The organism is Shewanella oncorhynchi (assembly GCF_012584455.1).
GTDB classification, from domain to species: Bacteria; Pseudomonadota; Gammaproteobacteria; order Enterobacterales; family Shewanellaceae; genus Shewanella; species Shewanella oncorhynchi.
The window spans coordinates 251,013-272,627 of sequence record NZ_JABAEB010000003.1; the positions used below are offsets into that span (position 1 = coordinate 251,013).

Here is a 21,615-nt window from a genome sequence, read left to right on the forward strand (position 1 = left end):
ACGAGGTCAATCGTAATTATTTTTACGCTAATGGGGCTTTCTATCGTAAACTCAGCCTATTGCACGAAACATTGAGCCACAGTGGCTGAATAAGTTGAGGTTATATGGCTGGTATAGATAGACAAAGTACCCTGAGATTTTTGTCAGAGCCTGCGGATGTGAATTTTGGTGGTAAAGTTCACGGCGGCGCTGTGATGAAGTGGATCGATCTCGCGGCCTATGCCTGTGCAGCGGGCTGGAGCGGTAAATATTGTATTACTGCTTATGCGGGCGGTATTCGTTTTGTGCAACCCATTTTGGTGGGCAATATCGTTGAAGTCAGCGCAAAAGTGATTTATACGGGTAAAACTTCTATGCATATCGGTATCGATGTGCGAGCGGGCGACCCTAAAGTTTCTGAGCGTCATCTCACCACCCATTGTATTGTGATCATGGTAGCAGTTGATGAAGATGGCCTACCTACGCCAGTGCCTGAGTGGATACCACAGACGGAACATGATATTCATTTGCGGGATTCTGCACTGCGCTTGATGGAAATGCGTAAAAAGATTGGCGCCGAAATGGAAGCCCATGTAGTGAAATAGCTCCATAAATTAAATCAGCAAAGGCGCTTAAGGCGCCTTTGTTGTTTCTAGCGAAAAGTGCGTTTATCACTCGCTCCGATTTCACTCTGACGTTACCGTTGATGAATGTTAAACTGCGGCCACTATTTTGAATCGATTCACTTTGTTTATCTATTTAAGGATCAGCTCATGGCAAAAGTCGCATTTATTGGTTTAGGCGTAATGGGATATCCCATGGCGAGGCATTTACTGAACAAAGGCCATGAGGTCACTGTTTATAATCGTACTTTTACCAAGGCGCAAACTTGGGTCGACACCTATGGCGGTCGCTGCTGTCCAACACCAAAGGAAGCGGCAGAGGGTCAAGATATTGTGTTTACTTGCGTGGGCAATGACAACGACCTGCGTGAAGTGGTATTAGGCAGTGATGGTGTTATTCATGGGATGGAAAAGGGCACTGTGCTGGTTGATCATACTACGGCTTCGGCCGATGTCGCTCGTGAGCTTCATCAAGTGTTAGCGGAAAAGGGCATTGATTTCCTCGATGCGCCTGTGTCTGGCGGTCAAGCGGGCGCTGAAAATGGCGCCTTGACTGTGATGGTCGGCGGCGATGAAGCGGTATTTGAGCGTGTTAAACCCGTGATTGAAGCCTTTGCCCGCTGCGCCGAGCGTTTAGGTGAGGTTGGTGCAGGTCAGTTAACTAAGATGGTGAACCAAATTTGTATCGCGGGTGTGGTGCAAGGTTTGGCGGAAGCGCTGCAATTTGCCCGTAAAGCGGGACTCGATGGCGAGAAAGTCATTGAAGTGATTAGCAAAGGCGCGGCGCAAAGCTGGCAGATGGAAAATCGCTACAAGACGATGTGGGGCCAGAGCTATGATTTTGGTTTTGCCGTCGATTGGATGCGTAAAGACTTAGGCATCGCCTTAGAAGAAGCCCGCCGCAATGGTTCACACTTGCCATTGACCGCTTTGGTGGATCAATTCTATTCAGAAGTTCAGGGCATGGGCGGTAACCGTTGGGATACGTCTAGCTTGCTGGCACGCTTAGAAAAAACGGCGAAATAAGTTTTACCTTAAGTTTCATCGTTATAAAAACTTAGGTTTTGTAGTGATAAAACTTTGGTTTCGGAGTGATAAACACTCTGGTTTCGCAGTGATAGGTTTTGCAATGATAAAAATGCCCAGTCCCGATTGCGTTGGCAAATAGGACAGGGCATTTTTGTGTGTATCGTTTTTTGACTAGGACATTAAGAGCTAGGATATTTAATCGTTAGTCTTTCCAGCGAATATGGGTCACTAAACTGTGGGTTTCACCTGGCGCGAGCACGACTTTATCTTCTAATACATTGGCCGCTTCTAGGCAGACCATGGTCAGATAATCTTCTGGATTAAATCGGCCAAGGCGTTGTGACTTTTCAATCCATGGATTCCATAATACCGCTGATTGGCTGTTTTCACGGCTGACTTCGATTGTCCCCTGCGGCGTATGCAGTAACTGCACTGGGCCGAGATCGGTATAGACACGATCTGTCTCGCGATCAAACAGCACTTCATCCGTGTTTTGCGGATAAGGCCCCTCGGCAAATTCGATGTATTTTGACCCACTAAAACCGCTGGCTTTGAGTTGGTGGATATCCTCAATCGGGAAATAGCTGTGCAGCGCTTGGGTAAGCGTGACGGTTTCATCGCTTGAATTGGTATTCACAAGGCTAATGCTTAGGGTGTCGCCTAGGGTGAATAACACGCTGACCTCAGTGTTATGCGGCCAATAGATTTTATCTTGCTCACTGATTTTTAAGCTAAAACGTAAATCCACTAACTGATTACGCATTTCTACCGATTCCAGCGCCCAAATGCGGGTACGGGCGAAACCGTGTTGGGGAAAGTTCGCTTCACTACTCATGCCAAACCAGGGCCAGCATACGGGCACACCGCCACGGATCCCATTACCGGGTTGATAATCGTCAGCCGATGAAACCCACAGCAAAGGTGGTTTGCCTACGGGTTGAAAATAGTCTATTTGCGCGCCCTGCAAAAAAATTCTTGCCTGACATAACGCCGTATTCACTTCGACATAATCGAGCCCGTTGGCGTGCTTTTTAGTAGTGACAGAACCCATAGTAACAATATCCTTAACTCTGCTGACATATCAGAAAAACAGGCAGTTAGCTTACAAAGTTTTCCGCGATAACATAAGGCTTTGTTGCGATCAATTTACGGTTTCGCTGTTCGTTTGTGTAAACAAAAGTCTGTGGCGGATACTGAGGTGCTTTCTTTTTCGGCAGATTTAGCTAAAGTGGTCAGATCACTTAGTTGAGTTGCAGTCTAACAAGAAAAGGGAAGCGATTATGCCAGTCTATCAAGCGCCGCTGCGCGACTATCAATTTATCCTCGATGAAATGTTACATATTTATCAGCAAGATGCACTTAAGGGGTTCGATGAAATCGATCCAGATCTTGTCGATGCGATCCTGCAAGGTATGGCCGACTTTAGTACTGAAGTTATGTTACCGCTCAATAGTGTCGGCGATCTGCAAGGCTGTAAGTTGGTCGATGGTAAGGTGATTACCCCGGAAGGATTTGATAATGCCTATCGGCAGTTTGTCGATAATGGCTGGCCAACGCTGACCTGCGATCCTGAATATGGCGGCCAAGGCTTACCCGAAGTGGTGGGGATTTTTGCCACTGAGATACAAACGGCAACTAACATGGCTTTTGCCATGTATCCTGGTTTGACCCATGGCGCCTATGCCGCCATCCATGCCCACGGCAGTGATGCGCTCAAGCAAAAATATTTGAGTAAACTGGTTAGCGGTGAATGGACTGGGACCATGAATTTGACCGAGTCCCACGCCGGTACGGACTTAGCCTTATTACGCACCAAAGCCGTGCCAGTATCCGAAGGCATTTTCGCCATTACTGGTGAGAAGATTTTTATCTCCTCAGGCGATCACCAACTCACCGACAACATAGTGCACCTCGTATTAGCCCGTTTGCCCGATGCACCTGAAGGCGTGAAGGGCATATCTTTGTTCGCCGTGCCTAAAGTATTAGTGAATAACGATGGTAGTTTAGGCGCGCCGAACACTTTATATGCCAGTGGCCTTGAACATAAGATGGGCATTCACGGTAACTCAACTTGTGTGATGGTGTTTGAAGGTGCGCTGGGCGAGCTTGTTGGCGAGCCGCACCAAGGACTGCGCGCCATGTTTACTATGATGAACCAAGCGCGTTTAGGCGTGGGCGTGCAAGGGCTGGGTGTCTCTGAGATTGCCTATCAAAATGCGCTAGCCTATGCCAAAGATAGATTACAGAGCCGCGCCTTAAGCGGTGCCAAAGCACCCGAAAAAGCCGCCGATCCGATTTTGGTTCATGGCGATGTGCGCCGTATGTTGCTGTCGCAAAAAGCCTTTAATGAAGGCGCAAGAGCCTTAGTTGGACAACAAGCTTTGTGGCTCGATGAAGCTGAGCGTCATACCGATCCCGCCAAAGCCAAAGTTGCCTCCCAATTAGCGGCACTGTTCACGCCAGTGGTGAAAGGTTTTATCACTAACCGTGGTTTTAATGCCTGTGTCGATGCACAGCAAGTGTTTGGTGGACATGGTTATATTCATGAGTGGGGTATGGAACAATTTGTGCGTGATAGCCGTATTGCACTGATTTATGAAGGCACTAACGGTATTCAGGCGCTGGATTTAGTGGGGCGTAAATTGCTTAGCGACCGCGGCGCGGCCATGCAGCAATGGTCGGCGTTAGTGACTGAGTTTATTAAGTCACATAGCACCAATGCGGCGATGCAACCCTACGTGAGTGGTTTAATGGATTGTGCGGGTGATTTGCAAAAGGCTAGCGGTTATTTAGCTGCACAAGCAGCGACCAATCCTGACATTATCGGCGCAGCCTCTATGGCTTATCTGGAGTTATTTGGGGTGACTGCACTGGCATGGATGTGGGCCAGAAGTGCTGCGGTGGCATTAGCGGCGTTGGAGCAGGGCACCGAAGAAACCGCATTTTATCAGGCCAAATTGAAAACTGCTGATTTCTACATGGCTTACTGGGCGGTGCAAGGTCGCAGTCTGCGTAAGCAAATCGAGCAGGCTAGTGAAATGCTCACTCAATTGGATGAAGCTATCTTTTAAGCATTCACCTTATAGGCTGAGTTAAGCCCTTGCTTAAGCACAGCTCAACAATAGCCAAAAACCAGCGCACTGTCGCTGGTTTTTATTTTTATATCGTTTAAATTTTTAACTTATTGTTTTTATTAAGCTGCACGCAAATACTCAGCTTGATGCTGTGAGTCTTTGTCTCATTCCACATAAAAACTTCCATCGAAGGTTTGTGTTATTGGCGCTCCTTTGTTTGAGTCATAACCACACATAACAAGGACTATGTGGGTTGATGTCGATGATTTATTAAACGCGTTTCACAATTGTGTAAATTCAAATGATAATTATTGTTATTCGTAAATCATTCTTTATAATGACGGCCAATTCGTTTGAATACATTTGTAAACCCTTTGGTTTATGCCATTTTTATACGCTCGCGCTGGGGACATTCTGTGAAGACTCGTTTCGCTTACTCATTAATCGCACTTGCACTTGCTCAACATCAGTCGGCATTTGCCGCTGAAACCGTACTCGATAAAGAGGCCCCACAGCAGACCTTGTCTACGAGCTCACCAGTCCCCAGTCCTGCATCGACTCAATCCGCAGCCGATGGGGAGATAACACTCGCAGCACCTGAGCGTATTGCTGTCCATGGCCGTGCAATGCAAATGTACGTCGATAAAGAAACGACAGTTGGCACTAAGACGGCGATTAATGTGATGGAATTGCCGCAGTCGGTGCAAGTGCTGACCGAGCAATTAATCGTCGACCAAGCCGCGCGCAATATTACAGATTTATACCGCTCTATTGCGGGCGTGAGTGAGTTCAGTTATTCGGGCGTGACCTTTCGCGGTTTCCGCGACGATGCCAACGTTTTTTATGATGGAGTAAGGGGCGATCCCTATTCGGGATTTTCTGTGCCGCAACTCTTCAATGTGCAGCGGGTTGAAGTGTTAAAAGGCCCTGCATCCGCACTTTATGGCGGCGGTGAACCCGGCGGCATGATCAACTATGTCACTAAAAAACCAACCTTTGTCGAGAGTAAAGAGCAGACCTTAAGCACAGGCAGCGAGGATATGATGGGGGGCTCGCTGGATTTCACCGGTGGCTTAACCAACAATCTCGCCTATCGCTTTGGCGCCTATTATCAGCAGGAAGATAGCTTTCGAAATAATGCTGATAGTCAAAATGCCGAAGTGGCGGGTGGGTTACTCTACGAAATCAGTGATGATACCAAGCTCACTACCACTTTCGATATTATTAAGCAGGATTTAGGTGGCAATCGACTGCGCGGCGTTCCTGTCGATAATGACGGTAACTTCCTTGTTGCGCCATCCTATAATGCCAATGAGAAGAGTGACTTCCAGAAGATGGATGCACTGGTGCTGCAATCGATTCTCGATCATCAATTTACCGATAATTTCTCGGTCAAGACTCAGATCCGTTATCTGAATAATGATTCCACGCAGCAATATCATGAATCGAGAGGTTGGGCGACCTTAGATGCCAATAAAAAGCCCATTATGGGTGATGGCACCATTAAGCGTGAATACCGAGTTCAAGCACGGGCTAATGATGAAATCAGTTTAACCAATGATTTTGTTTATGCATTCGATGCTTTAGGTTTTGAACATGAATTCCTGTTCGGCGGCGACTATCACTATGTCGAAACCGAATATCAGTACAAATTGGCGACTGATAAGGATGGTGTTGGTAACCTGAATATTTTTGACCTTAACTATGGTGAAACCGATCCTAATAGTTACAACTTGAAGGATAAAAATACCGATGGTACCCGCGCTAACCGTTACGGCATTTATGTACAGGAACATCTGCACTTTAATGAACAGTGGTCATTGATTGCTGGTCTGCGTTTTAGCCAGTTTGATGATTATGATAAAAATACCGGTTTCTCCTTCAGCGATAACGCGATAACGCCAAGAGCAGGGCTTAATTATCGTCCAATCGATTCAATGTCCTTTTATTTGAATTACTCAGAGAGCTTCAATCCAGCATCTTTAACCAATCAAGCAGAAGATATTGGTGACGGTTTCCTCGATCCAGAAACGGGCAATCAAATTGAACTTGGGATGAAAAATGAATGGCTTGATGGCCAGTTTATGACCACGCTTGCTGTGTATCGCATTGAAAAACAAAATGTCGCCCAAGCTAACCCTTTAGATACTGGTGATGACGATGGTATTCCCGCTTTACTTAATTTGGGTGAAGTACACAGTCAAGGCATTGAATGGACGCTGGTGGGGGATTTAACCGATAACCTGACCGTCACGGCAAACTATGCCTATAACGAGACCGAAGTGGTTAAAGGGGTAACGAACGATAGTTTAACCAATACTTTTGATAGTAAGCACTTTGCCAATGCGCCGCGTCATCAAGCAGGGATATGGACCCGTTACGATATCAATGCACTCGATTCGGCGATTGCTTTTGGTATGGACTATGTAGGCGAGCAGTTCAGCCTCGATGGCCAAACGGTGAAGCCCCATACGATTTTTGACATGAGCTGGACGACCCAGTGGGATCAAACTCAAGTTCGCTTAAATCTTAAAAATATCTTCGACAAAGAATATGCCGTCAGTGGTTTTAGCGAGCGTAATGGCCATTTCCCCGGTGAGCCACGTAATATCACCCTTGAACTGAGTCATAAGTTTTAATGCATTGATGTGAAAATAGCTTGTTCGTTAAGGACGATGAGCAAGCTGGAGTGAATGGGTTAATCTTGCGCGAATAATCGCCGTAGCTCTCTGTCAGTATTCGTGCCTTGAGCATGGATTAACCTTGTGTGGCTTATCATCTTAATAGTATTTACCTATTAAGATGATAGTTTCTATCCGTTATCTTTTCTCATTCAGCTTGTTTAGACTCGCCTTATATGAATTATTCGATAAGGTTTTCCTATGCACGCCGTCAGCCACTTAGCCTCCAAAGATGCTCAATCTAACGCTAGCCCACAGGTGGCCCTGATTGCAGAAGGGGGGGGCCAGCGTGGCATATTCACCGCAGGCGTGCTCGATGCTTGGCTTGATGGCGGATTCGATCCCTTTGATTTATTTATTGGTACTTCTGCAGGCTCACAGAACCTCAGCAGTTTTTTAGCCCGTCAAAAGGGTTATGCCAAACGTTTGATCCGCGGTTTATCGCGCCATAAACGTTTCTATCGACTCGGTCGCGGGTTAGTCGGCGGTAACGTGGTCGATTTAGATTGGTATTTTGAGCAGACTAGACAAGGGATGTTTAAATTAGATCTTAACGCGGCAACAGCCTCACTCGGTCATCGGCAGTTACTGATCACAACTACGAATGCCAGTGATCGCAAGGGTTATTTTTTAAGTCCAAGCAGTAAAAGCCAGTGGCGCGAATTGCTAAAAGCTTCTAGCGCATTACCATTTTTGTATAAACAAGGGGTGAAACTCACGCCTTGGCTAAATGATAATGCCTGTAATAGTGACAAGGCTTCTAATAACGGCGCGGCTAATCATAGCGCCTCTGGTCACGGCACAGCATTAAACGAAGGTATTGATAGTGATTTTTATCTCGACGGCGGTTTAGCTGCGCCTTTACCTGTGCGTGAGGCCTATCGTCGTGGTGCCCGCAAAATTGTGGTGATCCGTACTGTGAGCGAGGATTTTCAGGCGCAATCGGCTTGGGTTCACAAATTAAAATCTTGGATTTGTGTTTCTGGCTTTTGTCCGAAAACCATAGATTACTTAGTGCAGCACGAACAAGCCTATCAGGATGAATTGGATTTCATCGCTAATCCGCCAGAGGATGTGGAGATAGTGCAGATTTTTGCTGCTGAAAATTTGCAAAGTAAATTGCTGGGCAGTACCGATGCGGATTTACGCCATGATTATCATGTGGGGCTGAGTGCTGGAAAGCAGTTTTTAAGCTTAGATCCGATGGCGTTGACGCAGAGTAATGCTTATTTTCAAACTCAAGTGCAAACCAACGCTCACACTCAAACCCACATTCAAGCTCACTCTCAAATTAAGCCATTCAGTGCGCTGTCGGCCTAGTTTGGTATTTTAGCTAAGTCATCATTTTGTACGTGAGTAAGCAATAAAAGTAAACAGCATTAAAATACAAGCGCCACCCTAGGGTGGCGCTTGTGGTTTGCAGTTTTAACCAGTTTATCAATCTAATTAATTTATATGATTAATCTAGCTCATCAGCTCAGTTTACTAACCTAGTCTTCAACGTTAGGCTATTAATAACTTGAGGTGTGTACAGAGCGCACTGCTCGGCCCGATGGGTCGATAATACCGCGTAAGCTTTCGTCCCAAGCCAATGCTTCTGGCGTTGAACAGGCGACGGATTTACCACCTGGAACTGTTTCTGCAGCGCCGCTCAGTGGATAATGTTCCTCAAAGAAGCAGCGATAGAAATAGGCTTCTTTGGTTTCTGGCGTGTTGTATGGGAAACGGAATTTCGCGTTCGCCAATTGTAAATCATCCACACGCGCTGCCGCTTGTTCTTTCAAACCGTCAATCCAAGAGTAGCCCACGCCGTCACTGAATTGTTCCTTTTGACGCCACGCCACTTCTTTTGGCAACTTGTGCTCAAAGGCTTTACGCAGAATATGTTTCTCAATACGGCCATCCTTAGACATTTTCGCTTCAGGGTTGATGCGCATTGCCACATCCATAAACTCTTTATCGAGGAAGGGCACGCGAGCTTCTAATCCCCAAGCGGCCATGGCTTTGTTGGCTCGCAGACAATCGAACAGATGCAGCTTATCGAGTTTGCGGACTAATTCCTCGTGGAATGCCTGTGCGTTTGGCGCTTTATGGAAGTATAAATAGCCGCCAAATAGCTCGTCAGCACCTTCACCCGATAACACCATCTTAATGCCCATCGCTTTGATTTTACGCGCCATTAAATACATTGGCGTGGCAGCACGTATGGTGGTGACATCGTAGGTTTCTAAGTGATAGATCACTTCTTTAATCGCATCTAAGCCTTCTTGGAAGGTGAAATGGATCTCATGGTGAATCGTACCAATCGCTTCGGCTACCTTTTTGGCGGCGATTAAATCCGGCGCACCTTCAAGGCCGACGGCAAAAGAATGTAACTGTGGCCACCAAGCGTTGGTTTCGCCATCGTCTTCAATCCGGCGTTTAGCAAAGGTTTGCGTCACGGCGGAAATGATCGATGAATCTAAGCCGCCCGACAGCAACACACCATAGGGCACGTCTGACATTAATTGACGTTTGACCGCCGCTTCTAATGCGTCACGCAATTCTTCTTGGCTGGCTGGGTTATCTTTAACCGCATCATAGCTTTGCCAATCGCGAGTGTAGTATTTCACCGCGGCGGCATCGCTTGAGTACAAATATTGGCCCGGTAAGAATTCCTCTACCGTTTTACACACTGGCATCAAGGCTTTCATTTCGGAGGCAACATAGAAGTTACCCGCAGCGTCACGGCCTGTGTATAGCGGGATAATACCCATGTGATCGCGGCCGATAAGATATCTGTCTTGGGCTTTGTCATATAACACAAAGGCGAAGATACCGTTTAATTTATCAAGAAATTCAGTGCCATATTCTTGATACAGCGCCAAGATCACTTCGCAGTCAGAGTTGGTTTGATAGCTGTACTTATCGCCTAACTGGGCTTTCAATTCTTTGTGGTTATAGATTTCGCCGTTGACCGCGAGGATCAAACTGCCATCTTCGGTCAGCAGTGGCTGAGCACCGTGTTCAATGTCAACAATCGCTAAACGTTCGTGGGCAAGAATCGCCTTATCACTGGCATAAATACCTGACCAGTCAGGGCCACGGTGGCGCATGAGCTTAGACATTTCTAGCGCGACTTGGCGCAGTTCTTTGGCATCAGATTGGATATCTAAAATCGAAAAGATTGAACACATAGTACAACTCCCACACTGTCTGTCATTTGAGGATGTCTCAATTGAGGTTTAATGTGCCAGCTATTTAGCGTTTTGCCAAACACTATTTTTGATGTTTTATCTGCTTATTGGTGATTTTGTTGATTTAGATGTTTGTGTTTAATGATTTTATTTGAGAATAATTCATTTAATTCGCGTTATTTTTGATGATTTGTTTTTATCGTCTGATTTGGCGCGGGGAGTTTTGGGGAATTCACAATGAGTTTTAAAAAAGTGTCGATGACAGAAAAACCGTTAAAAAAGACCATAAATAATGAGTTGGCTCGTTTAAGTGTTTTATTTTTAATCAATTAATGCGCCGAGTTTGACATTAACCAATGGCATAAGCCTATTCATAATGACGTGGTGGGTATTTAGCGATAACGGCATTTTTTGTGAACTGAAAACAAAAAAGCACGTGAATGGTTCACGTGCTTGTAGGTCTTGTTTGGCGCTTTGGCTGGCGGAGGAGGCGCTTTATTCAGCTGGCGCTTTATTTCGCAGGTTCTACTAGTAGGCGTCAATAAGAGACGACTAACCCAACGGTCTCTCGCAAGAAGCCACAGACTTAGCCTGTTACTTTGCGTCCGTTTCCAGCGTTGTTTTGGCTGGGCGCAGGCTATTGAATTCTGTGCCTTGATAATATCCCGGCCAATCTTGGCTGTTGCCCAATGTGCGTGTGACTTGGTAGTAGATTTGCAAGTCTTGCAGCGCGCCGCTTAAATCCCAATCTTCACGGTATTCATCGCAGACATTGTGATAACAGCCCTTCATTGTGGCTTGCATCTGGGTTTTATAAGCAGCCGTGGCTTCGTCAACGGGGTTGCTACCGCCGCCAGCAAATACCGCTGGCACGCCAAGTTTGGCAAAGCTGAAATGATCTGAACGGAAGAAACCGCCCGAAGCGGGATTTTTCTCACCCATGGCGATGCGGTTTTGTTGTTTCGCCGCATCGATAAGATAAGTTTCTAACTCGGATTTACCTTTGCCGACAATGGTAAAGTCATTGGTTTTGCCATAGATATTCGTGCTGTCGAGGTTTAACACTGCCACGGTTTTGTCGATAGGATAAAGTGGATTGGCGGCGTAATAGCGCGAACCGAGTAAGCCCTGTTCTTCACCTGTGGTAGCGATAAAGGTAACCGAGCGCGCTAAACCATGGCCTTGTTTGGCATTGTCGGCTAATTGTCTGGCGATTTCGAGAATGCCAGCAGTGCCTGAGGCATTGTCCATGGCGCCGTTATAAATTTGATCGCCTGCTTTCGTCTCGTCTTTACCTATGTGATCCCAATGGGCGGTGTAGAGGATTTGCTCGTCGGCTTGTGTGCTGCCGGGGAGTGTGGCGACCACATTGTAGCTATTCGCGTATTCGGCTTTATTTTTAAAGGCGATGTTGGCCGTTTGTTCAAGGGGTAAATTGATTGAGCTGTCGGCGGCGCGCGCCATTAAATTAGGCAGTGATAAACCGGCTTTATCGAACAGTTGTGTAGCCGCGTCCAATGTAAGCCAGCCTTCGACTTGGATACGGCTATCTTGTTCAGCTTTACTGAGGACCAGATCTTGCTGTGGTCCAGTCCAACTATTTTCTATCACGGACCAAGGGTAAGAGGCGGGCTCGGTATCATGGATAATCAGTGCGCCGAGTGCGCCTTGACGACTGGCCTCTTCAAATTTGTAGCTCCAACGGCCGTAATAGGTCATGGCTTTGCCGTTGAATTTCCCCGAGTCAGGGCGAGCAAAGCCGGGATCGTTCACTAAGATCACCGCGATTTTGCCTTTCATGTCGAGATCTTGGTAATCATTCCAACCATATTCGGGTGCGTTCACTCCATAGCCGACGAAGACTAATGGTGCGTTCTCAATACTAATACCACCGTTATCGTGGCGACTGCTGAGCACTAGATCTTTTCGGTATTTAAAGGGTAATCCTGCCAGCGTAACTTGCTGCGCTTCATCTGCTGTATAGCTCACCATAGGCACTGGTTGTAAAAAGCTGCCTTGGTACGCGCCCTTGAGTCCCATCTCTGTAAAGGCTTTGGTCAAATAATCCAAGGTGAGTTTTTCACCGTGAGTGGTGGGCGCGCGGCCTTCAAATTCATCGGATGACAGGGCTTTAATATCATTTCTAAAGCGCGCTTCATTAAACTGCACTGGTTTGAGTTCAGCCAAAGTGCTGTTGCCATCAGGCTCTGGTGCATTAGGACTACAGGCACTGAGCATGGCCAGCGTACAGAGTGGATACAGACGTCGCATAGGTTAATCCTACTGTTGTTTTAATTAAGGTATTTTGGATTTATGTTAATCAATCAGAAGCGAGACTTATCATGAAGCAAGCCGCTGTGAGCCACAAGGCTGAGAAGAAGGCGAATATGTTACTTAATGTTGCTTTACCCTATGCAATACGCCTTTGGGCTAGGCGTGTTGCATAGGTAATGTTTAAGCGACTGGCAAGGATGAATTGCTAGACGTAGGATTAGACATCTGTTTAAACAACGTCTATATCGCCAGCGCAGGCAAACACATGGTTCGGGCGGAAGGGTTCTTTGTCGATATCTTCGAGCTTACTCACACCACTGGTGACCAGAATGGTTTCAAGCCCAGCTTGGAAGCCCGCCAAAATATCGGTACGCATATTGTCGCCAATGATGACAGTGTCTTCCGAGTGTCCATCGATGTGATTAAGCGCAGAGCGAATAATCCAAGCACTCGGTTTTCCCACGTAGAAAGGTTTTTTACCGGTAATACGCTCGATGGGCGAACACAGGGCGCCACAAGCAGGGCTGTAGGCTGGACCATGAGTATCGGGATTGGTGGCAATAAAGCGCGCGCCGCGTGCGATGAAGCCTGCGGCTTTATGGATCATCTCCCAGTTGTATGAGCGGGTTTCACCGACAATCACAAAATCGGGATTAATATCGGTAATGGTAAAGCCTGCTTTGTAGAGTTCGTGGGTGAGGGCGCCTTCGCCAATGACATATGCCTTGCTGCCTTCTTGGTGTTTTAAAAAGTCGGCGGTGGCCATGGCAGAGGTGTAAAAGCATTCTTCAGGAATATCAATACCGGCGGCACTTAAACGGTTTTGCAGATCCTTACCCGTTTGTACGGGATAGTTAGTCAATATCACTAACGGATTGCCTTGCTCTAAAATGCGCTGGATAAATTTGTCGCTGCCGGGGATCAGTTTATTGTCGTGCAGTAGTACACCATCGATATCGCAGATAATATTTTTCATCTAATAGTCTCTTGTCATGCCGATCAAAAATCACTTTTTCGTTAAGTTATCTAATGCCACATTGCCTAAGAAAACAATGCTTTTGTTGAAAATAGTTAAAAAAATAGAGACCCGAAGGTCTCTATTTTTTTGATTGGTACAACTTACTGTCAAGTGGAACTAATCGGGCGCGTAACCGCTTGGGCCGATAAGGTTGCCATCGAGATAGGCTTGGCCATTTTGCATGTTAAGACGTTGCTGACTAAACCATTTCACCACGAGTGGATAAATAGCATGTTCTTGCTCATGCACGCGGGCGGCGAGCATATCCGCGGTATCTTCTTCATAAACTGGCACTTTGGCCTGTAATATCACCGGGCCAGCATCCAGCTCAGGCGTGACAAAATGCACGCTGGCACCATGTTCGCTGTCGTTCGCGTCTATGGCACGTTGATGGGTGTTTAAGCCAGTGTATTTCGGTAGCAGCGAAGGATGAATATTGATCATGCGACCTAGGTAATGATTCACGAAATCATCGGTTAAGATCCGCATAAATCCCGCCAACACGATTAAATCGGGCTGGTACTTTTCAATCACTGTCATTAAACGTGCATCGTATTCAGAGCGAGATTCACCTTGGTGAGCTATCACGCAGCTGGTATCAATTTCGCCATGATGGGCGCGCACTAGGCCATAGGCATCGGGTTTATTACTGATGACTCCGACAACTTCGGCCTGCAGATTATCGTCGCAACCGTCGATAACCGCTTGCAGGTTACTGCCATTTCCGGAAATTAATACAACTACACGACAGCTCTGGGGCATTACAGGATCTCCACTTGCTCTTCATTGCCTTCACGATGTGCGATAGCACCGATAAGCCATGCTTGTTCGCCTTCTGCAGCCAGTAATGCAAGTGCTGCATCCACTTTATCGGCTGGCAGCGCGACTAACATGCCGACGCCACAGTTGAAGGTGCGATACATTTCGTATTCTGCAATGTTGCCATTTTCCATTAACCAACTGAAAACAGCGGGCCATTGCCATGAATCGCCTTGTATAACCGCTTTTAAATTATCTGGCAGTACGCGCGGGATGTTTTCCCAGAAGCCGCCGCCAGTAATGTGCGCCATCGCATGGACATCAGATGCTTCAATCAGTTTTAGCAATGATTTTACATAAATTTTGGTTGGCTCAAGTAGATGTTCAATCAGCGGTTTGCCGTTGAGATCTTGTTGAGGGTCTGCTTGGCTCACTTCTAATACTTTACGTACTAAAGAGTAACCATTTGAATGAGGGCCGCTTGAGGCTAATGCAATAAGTGCATCACCCGCTGCCACTTTGCTACCGTCAATAATGTCGGCTTTTTCAACTACACCCACGCAGAAACCCGCTAGGTCGTAATCTTCACCTTCATACATGCCTGGCATTTCAGCGGTTTCACCGCCAATTAACGCACAACCAGATTGGAAACAACCTTCGCCGATGCCGTTGACGACGGACGTTGCCGTTTCTACATCGAGCTTGCCTGTTGCGTAGTAATCGAGGAAAAACAGTGGCTCAGCGCCTTGAACGATCAGATCGTTCACACACATGGCGACTAAGTCGATGCCGACAGTGTCATGTTTTTTATAGTCGATAGCTAAACGCAATTTAGTCCCAACACCATCGGTGCCAGACACTAAAACCGGTTGCTTGTATTTAGTGGGGATTTCACATAGGGCGCCAAAACCACCTAAGTTGCCCATAACTTCTGGACGACGGGTACGTTTAACGGCTGCTTTAATGTTACTTACCAGTGCATTACCTGCATCAATATCAACGCCGGCATCTTTATAGCTCAGTGGGGTAGGTGTGCTCACGGAGGGATCCTCTCGGGTACATCGTTATTGGATTTTATGCGGCGGTATTCTACCAGCTTGTGCTAGGGGTCGAAAGTCATGATTTGGATTTATGCCCCTCGGCGGAGTTTTTTTGGTCTGAATGCGAGATATTCTATTTTTAGAGGTCTTGAGTTTGGTCACAAAATAGTAAATCACAGTAGGTATCTTAGACGATTGGGGATTATTCTTGGGAGATAGCTCACGATTAGACCGAATGGCAAAACTTTCTGTTTTACCTAGTAAACAAATCAACTAGAATCTGAAAAATTTGCCTAAAATAATACGCCGAAAAATAAGCAGGAGAGAAAAATGAAAGTTGTCGAGGTTAAACATCCTTTAGTGCGTCACAAAATCGGTTTAATGCGCGAAGGTGACATTAGCACTAAACGTTTCCGTGAACTAGCCGCCGAAGTGGGTAGTTTATTAACCTATGAAGCTACCGCAGATTTCGAAACTGAAACGGTGACGATTGAAGGCTGGAATGGTCCGGTTGAAGTCGATCAAATCAAAGGTAAGAAAGTCACTGTTGTGCCAATTTTACGTGCGGGTTTGGGCATGATGGACGGCGTACTCGAGCACATTCCAAGTGCGCGTATCTCAGTTGTCGGTATTTACCGTGATGAAGAGACCCTTGAGCCAGTGCCTTATTTTGAGAAGCTGGCCAGCGACATGAACGAGCGTATCGCCTTAGTTGTCGACCCTATGTTGGCGACAGGTGGTTCTATGATTGCGACCGTTGATTTATTGAAAAAGCGCGGTTGTACTTCAATTAAGGCCTTAGTGCTAGTGGCTGCGCCTGAAGGCATTAAAGCCTTAGAAGCGGCGCATCCGGATATTGAATTATATACTGCCGCTATCGATAGATGCTTAAACGAGAAAGGTTATATCCTGCCAGGTCTGGGTGATGCGGGCGATAAAATCTTTGGTACTAAATAGCCAAAGTTGCTAAATAATCAGAGTTGATGATGCTCAATTGAGCGGATGTGGTCAGTAAGGGAGCCTAGGCTCCCTTTTTGTTTTTGTTCAATACAGTAATAACAACTTTATCTTAAGCTGCTAAAGTTTAGGATTAAGGCAAATAATAATTCGTTATTGAAGTTGTTTTTATTGGCTTATTTTGCAATTTTATTGATCGCACTTTACGTTTTGTGCAAGGTACATTGTCGGTAGAACAGGGATTAAGAGGAATTATGGGAAATTCGGCACTCCACTGGTTATTATTGCGTCGATCATTTGAATTTGCGACCCTCTTGTTTGTCGTACTCCTACTTATTCTATTACCGTTTAAAATCGATAGAGAGCATAAATCCTTTGTGTCTTTTGTAAAAAACGAGCAACTTACACCGAGTTATATTGAACTGCTTGGTAAAAGCTTATCTCTGCACGATATTATTGATTTCAATAAATCCTCTTTAGCGCTTTTTCAGCTTGACCCTTCTAGATTAATGCTGCCGCAAGGGGGAGTGCTTTCCGCAGAAGAAGAGCAAGTATTACGCTATTTTGATTATCTCTATTCCAGTAAAACCAGTAAAAAGACCAATGTCGAAGATATATTCCTGTATGTGGGACTTTATCACAGTGATGCCATGTATTTTGCCTCCCCAATTCCTGAGGACGTAAAAGCGCGGCTGATTAAAGACCGTACTTCAACGAATGAGTTTTGTCAGAGTCTGCACTATTGTGCGAAAGACGCGACCCCAGAGTCCTTAGCCGATGGAATCGTATTATCCATTCCTTATCAAGATGAAGTCAGTGGGAAAGTCATTTTATCGATGGCATCACCGATTTCATCATCTAATGATCCTAATCATTTCATCGGTGATGTTATTGCCGACACGGCCCTAATGACGTCGGTTTTTATGCGTAATAAACATGTTGAATTGCAGAAAACGGATTATGGTACTGAGTTGGTGATCACGACAGATAGCCTTTGGGCTGAACTGACGCCGGAGTTCTTGTTTTATTCGATGACAAATCATTTAGATAACATGACTTCACTGACATATAAAATCAGTATATTTCGTTTCATTGTGTGGAATTTGCCCCTGTGGTTTTTGTTATCTATCGTGATCTTCTTCGTTCAAATTAATATCAATCGTTTTAGGAAACTTCGTACTGAGCGTCAACGGTTTAGTGAAGCGATGTTATTGGATGCTTTTACTCGAACCTATAATAAGAAAGTCTATGAGACCACACTGTTTGATGTCGCAACTAAGGGGCATTACGCGGTGATTTGCGTGGATGGCGACAAAATCAAAACCATTAATGATACCTATGGGCATAAACTCGGGGATATGGCGATCATGCAAATTGTTGATGCGATGCGCAGTGTATTTCGAGAAAATGATTTGTTAATCAGAACCGGCGGTGATGAGTTTGTCGTCATCTTAGCCAATTGTTCTTTTGAACGGGCCTTATTGTTGGCTGAACATTTACGTCAGGCGGTCGCAGAGCGGCAGTTTTTAAATGTGCTGACAGTCTCCTGCGGTGTGGCTGATTCGCAAGATTATGCTTCCTTTGAGGCAGTGCTACAAGCGGCGGATAAAGCGTTATATGAGGATAAAAAGAATAAGCAAGGAAGTCGCAAGCTTGACCCGACACCTTAATTATCACGTTCATTATTACGTGAGTTATCGAGTGAATCACTGAGTTAACCTGCTGCCCGCAATAAAAGTGAATACCCGCGATAAAAAACAGCGCGGAGAATGCCGCGCTGTTGTTACTTTCTAATCCGGTAATGTAAACATCTGCGATAACACTTACAACACCATTGCTGCAATCCACCCAAACACTAATAGTGGAATATTGTAGTGGATAAATGTTGGGATCACGCTGTCACGAATGTGATCGTGTTGACCATCGGCATTCAAACCTGCAGTGGGACCTAAGGTGGAATCTGATGCTGGCGAGCCCGCATCACCCAGCGCGGCTGCAGTGCCAACTAACGCGATTGTGGCCGCTACTGAAAAACCAAAACTCAATGCCAATGGTACATATATCGTCGCGATAATTGGAATGGTGGAGAAAGACGACCCAATTCCCATAGTGATCAGTAGCCCAACCAGTAGCATCAAAAAGGCTGCGAGGGCTTTATTATCCCCAATGATGTCGCTAAGCGAGGCCACAAGCGTACCCACTTCACCGGTTTCTTTCACGACAGCGGCAAAGCCTGCGGCTGAAATCATGATAAAGCCGATATTGGCCATCATTCGCACACCTTGGTTGAAGATATCTTGGTCGGCGACATGCTTCAAGGCACCCGAAAAACTGAAAATCATGAAGCCGACTAAGGCGCCAAAAATCATAGAGTCAGTTTCAAGTTGTACGATGAGAGTGGCTAATATCGCCAGTGCAGCAATGATGATATTGCGTTTGTTGAGATTTTCTTCAGGTTCAGCGACCAACACTTTTGCCTCGTCGTAAGTCCGAGGTTTACGGTAACTGATGAATACTGCAGTGAGTAACCCTACGACCATACCCGCGGCAGGGATTAACATGGCTGGCGGAATTTGCTCGCGAGCAGCGGCTAAGCCATTGCTGGTTAAGTTGGAAAGCAGAATATCATTTAAGAAAATGCCACCAAAACCAATCGGTAAAATCATATAGGTGGTGACTAGGCCGAAGGTGAGAACACAAGCCACAAGGCGACGGTCGATGTTCAGTTTGGTCATCACATGTAAGAGTGGTGGCACTAAAATCGGAATGAAGGCGATATGGATCGGTAAAATATTCTGTGAAGCCATCGACATGACGAGTAGCGATAACAGCAGTAACCAGCGTACCCAGTTAGTGTTAGTGGGATTAGGATCTTGTCCAAGGCTACTAATGATGCTTCTGGAAATCAGCGTCGTTAAACCTGAATGCGATAGTGCGACAGCGAAGGCGCCTAATAATGCATAGCTGAGCGCAATTTGTGCGCCGCCACCTAAGCCTGTATTAAAGGCATCTATAGTTTGGTGCAGATCCATTCCGCCTACCAATCCCGCCACGAGGGCGCTCACGGTCAGGGCAATAACCACATTCACCCTAGCTAAACTGAGTGCTAACATTAAGCACACTGCAATTACGACTGCATTCATTATCAATTTTCTTAATTCTTTAAGCCAAAGGAGCTATTTTCGACTGCAAAGGCAGTGGATGTCCAGTTTGCCGAGGGCTTATCTGAAAAATATCTGAAAATGTGATCATGCTGGGTTTTGTCTGTTAGCCGAATGTGGATTGCTCCGCACACAGGATACGCAGATTGCTCTATCCTTAGTCAGGCAAAACGGAAATACCCTTGAAAAATGTGATATTGGTCTTAAATAGGTTGTAAGGCACAGCACACGACTTATAATGCCTAAGGATTTGATTGGTAAGAACACCTTTTAATCAGTAAGGATTTAATTTGACCTAGGTTGAGAACATACTGGCTAGAAGGCATCTTGCCTTACACTTAGTTCAACTCATAGATGGAGATATAAAATGAGCGTATTAGTAGGCCGTCAGGCTCCTGATTTTACTGCTGCAGCTGTATTAGGTTCTGGCGAAATCGTTGATAGCTTTAACTTGACTGCAGCCATCAAAGGCAAACCAGCCGTCGTATTCTTCTATCCACTTGACTTCACTTTCGTTTGCCCATCAGAGTTGATCGCTTTTGATCACCGTATGGAAGAGTTCACTAAGCGTGGCGTAGAAGTGATTGGTGTGTCTATCGATTCTCAGTTTACCCACAATGCATGGCGTAACACCCCAGTTGAAAAAGGCGGTATTGGCCAAGTTAAATATACGCTAGTGGCTGATGTTAAACATGAAATCTGTAAAGCATACGATGTTGAGCATCCAGAAGCGGGTGTGGCTTTCCGTGGTTCATTCTTGATCGACAAAGAAGGCATGGTTCGTCACCAAGTCGTTAACGATCTACCATTAGGCCGTAACGTTGATGAAATGCTACGTATGATCGATGCACTGCAATTCCATGAAGAGCACGGTGATGTTTGTCCTGCTGGCTGGGAAAAAGGCGATAAAGGTATGAATGCAAGCACTGAAGGTGTTGCTGCTTACCTGTCTGAAAATGCAAGCTCACTGTAATTAGTACTTTTCTAATCACAGTCGCCTGTTAAATGAAAAAAGCTGCCAATGGCAGCTTTTTTGTTTTTTCATTGCTGAAGATCTCGTGTTAACTGTTCAATTTATTCCACAGTACCGCTTTCTGCATCCTGCGTATCCACAGCCAGTAATGGCCAACCACCTAATGATTTCCAACGATTCACGATATGACAAAAAAGCTCCGCGGTACGTTCGGTATCATATAGCGCCGAATGGGCTTCTTTATTATCGAAGGGAATACCCGCCATAATGCATGCCTTGGCAAGTACGGTATGACCAATGGCGAGTCCGGCGAGCGTTGCTGTGTCAAAGGTGGCAAAAGGATGAAACGGCGAGCGTTTTAAGTCGCAACGTTCTATCGCCTTACTCACAAAACCATGATCGAAGGCCGCATTGTGCGCCACTATGATACTACGATGGCAGTCGGAGGCTTTTTGGGCTTTCTTCACGGCTTTAAAGATTTCTAAAAAGGCTTCTTTTTCGCTCACCGCTCCCCGTAACGGATTAGTGGGATCAATACCGTTGAACGCTAACGCTTCGGGTTCTAAATTTGCGCCTTCAAAGGGCTCAATGTGGAAGTGTAGGGTTTTATCGATTCCTATCACACCTTCATTGTCCATTTTTAGTAGGGTGACGGCAATTTCTAGCAACGCATCGGTTTGAGAGTTGAAGCCCGCAGTTTCGACATCAATGACTACGGGAAAGTAGCCTCGAAATCGGTATTTCAATTTGTTCGCGTCGCAAATGTCACTCATAAAGTACTCAAGAAAATTCACAGGGCGCTATTATGCTAAATGTGTTGGGGTGTGTCATGCTTGATTGGTGGTTTTATGAGCTAAAGGAACTAAATAGT

The 21,615-nt window shown here is 45.9% G+C and carries 16 protein-coding genes; 8 read left to right on the forward strand and 8 right to left on the reverse strand.

From position 1 onward, the window contains the following. Window positions 1-104: 104 nt before the first annotated feature. Both HGO26_RS05765 and HGO26_RS05770 read left to right on the forward strand, forming a co-directional pair. The gene (locus tag HGO26_RS05765; protein WP_105252855.1) at window positions 105-584 is read left to right on the forward strand and encodes an acyl-CoA thioesterase; all 480 of its coding nucleotides are present in this window, start codon (window positions 105-107) and stop codon (window positions 582-584) included. Window positions 585-752: 168 nt separating this feature from the next. Then, complete coding sequence (locus HGO26_RS05770) at window positions 753-1,628, forward strand: NAD(P)-dependent oxidoreductase (protein WP_168823883.1); 876 nt, start codon at window positions 753-755, stop codon at window positions 1,626-1,628. Window positions 1,629-1,833: 205 nt separating this feature from the next. Here the strand turns inward: HGO26_RS05770 and HGO26_RS05775 are convergent, their stop codons facing one another. Then, a complete protein-coding gene (locus HGO26_RS05775) occupies window positions 1,834-2,682 on the reverse strand; it encodes a D-hexose-6-phosphate mutarotase (protein ID WP_168823885.1) in 849 nt (282 codons plus the stop codon). A 229-nt stretch (window positions 2,683-2,911) separates the two neighbouring features. Between HGO26_RS05775 and HGO26_RS05780 the strand changes: the two genes are divergently transcribed. From HGO26_RS05780 to HGO26_RS05790, 3 genes are all read left to right on the forward strand, one after another. After that, window positions 2,912-4,702 (forward strand): acyl-CoA dehydrogenase C-terminal domain-containing protein, encoded by a 1,791-nt coding sequence (locus HGO26_RS05780; RefSeq protein WP_168823887.1) that lies wholly within the window; start codon window positions 2,912-2,914, stop codon window positions 4,700-4,702. 395 nt (window positions 4,703-5,097) lie between these two features. Continuing rightward, window positions 5,098-7,344, forward strand: coding sequence for a TonB-dependent siderophore receptor (locus HGO26_RS05785; RefSeq protein WP_425596652.1), 2,247 nt, complete (start codon window positions 5,098-5,100; stop codon window positions 7,342-7,344). A 243-nt stretch (window positions 7,345-7,587) separates the two neighbouring features. Further along, window positions 7,588-8,706, forward strand: a complete 1,119-nt coding sequence (locus HGO26_RS05790) for a patatin-like phospholipase family protein (RefSeq protein WP_168823890.1) — start codon at window positions 7,588-7,590, stop codon at window positions 8,704-8,706. A 191-nt stretch (window positions 8,707-8,897) separates the two neighbouring features. Here HGO26_RS05790 and asnB read toward each other — a convergent pair whose 3' ends face one another. The 5 genes from asnB to purM all read right to left on the reverse strand — a co-directional run bounded on the left by asnB (window position 8,898) and on the right by purM (window position 15,653). Then, window positions 8,898-10,562 (reverse strand): asparagine synthase B, encoded by a 1,665-nt coding sequence (gene asnB / locus HGO26_RS05795; protein WP_105252850.1) that lies wholly within the window; start codon window positions 10,560-10,562, stop codon window positions 8,898-8,900. Window positions 10,563-11,156: 594 nt separating this feature from the next. After that, window positions 11,157-12,833, reverse strand: coding sequence for a M28 family metallopeptidase (locus HGO26_RS05800; protein ID WP_168823892.1), 1,677 nt, complete (start codon window positions 12,831-12,833; stop codon window positions 11,157-11,159). A 232-nt stretch (window positions 12,834-13,065) separates the two neighbouring features. After that, window positions 13,066-13,812, reverse strand: coding sequence for an HAD-IIA family hydrolase (locus HGO26_RS05805; RefSeq protein ID WP_028760358.1), 747 nt, complete (start codon window positions 13,810-13,812; stop codon window positions 13,066-13,068). A 159-nt stretch (window positions 13,813-13,971) separates the two neighbouring features. Then, the gene (gene purN / locus HGO26_RS05810; protein ID WP_113938787.1) at window positions 13,972-14,616 is read right to left on the reverse strand and encodes a phosphoribosylglycinamide formyltransferase; all 645 of its coding nucleotides are present in this window, start codon (window positions 14,614-14,616) and stop codon (window positions 13,972-13,974) included. Further along, window positions 14,616-15,653, reverse strand: coding sequence for a phosphoribosylformylglycinamidine cyclo-ligase (purM, locus tag HGO26_RS05815; RefSeq protein WP_113938786.1), 1,038 nt, complete (start codon window positions 15,651-15,653; stop codon window positions 14,616-14,618). Before purM ends, purN begins: the two co-directional genes overlap by 1 nt. Window positions 15,654-15,983: 330 nt before the next feature. On the opposite strand from purM, the gene upp reads away from it, so the two are divergent. Together upp and HGO26_RS05825 are read left to right on the forward strand one after the other, a co-directional pair. After that, on the forward strand, window positions 15,984-16,610 hold the full coding sequence (gene upp / locus HGO26_RS05820; protein WP_011789711.1) for a uracil phosphoribosyltransferase: 627 nt from the start codon (window positions 15,984-15,986) through the stop codon (window positions 16,608-16,610). Between the two features lie 254 nt (window positions 16,611-16,864). Further along, window positions 16,865-18,280: a GGDEF domain-containing protein gene (locus HGO26_RS05825; protein ID WP_168823894.1), complete on the forward strand. Its 1,416-nt coding sequence runs from the start codon at window positions 16,865-16,867 to the stop codon at window positions 18,278-18,280. A gap of 153 nt (window positions 18,281-18,433) precedes the next feature. Here HGO26_RS05825 and HGO26_RS05830 read toward each other — a convergent pair whose 3' ends face one another. Further along, a complete protein-coding gene (locus HGO26_RS05830) occupies window positions 18,434-19,753 on the reverse strand; it encodes a Na+/H+ antiporter family protein (protein ID WP_168823896.1) in 1,320 nt (439 codons plus the stop codon). Between the two features lie 385 nt (window positions 19,754-20,138). Here HGO26_RS05830 and HGO26_RS05835 point away from each other — a divergent pair, with 385 nt between their 5' ends. Continuing rightward, window positions 20,139-20,744, forward strand: coding sequence for a peroxiredoxin C (locus HGO26_RS05835; protein ID WP_006081247.1), 606 nt, complete (start codon window positions 20,139-20,141; stop codon window positions 20,742-20,744). 101 nt (window positions 20,745-20,845) lie between these two features. Here the strand turns inward: HGO26_RS05835 and rnt are convergent, their stop codons facing one another. Beyond that, window positions 20,846-21,517, reverse strand: a complete 672-nt coding sequence (gene rnt / locus HGO26_RS05840; protein ID WP_168823898.1) for a ribonuclease T — start codon at window positions 21,515-21,517, stop codon at window positions 20,846-20,848. Window positions 21,518-21,615: the final 98 nt, after the last annotated feature.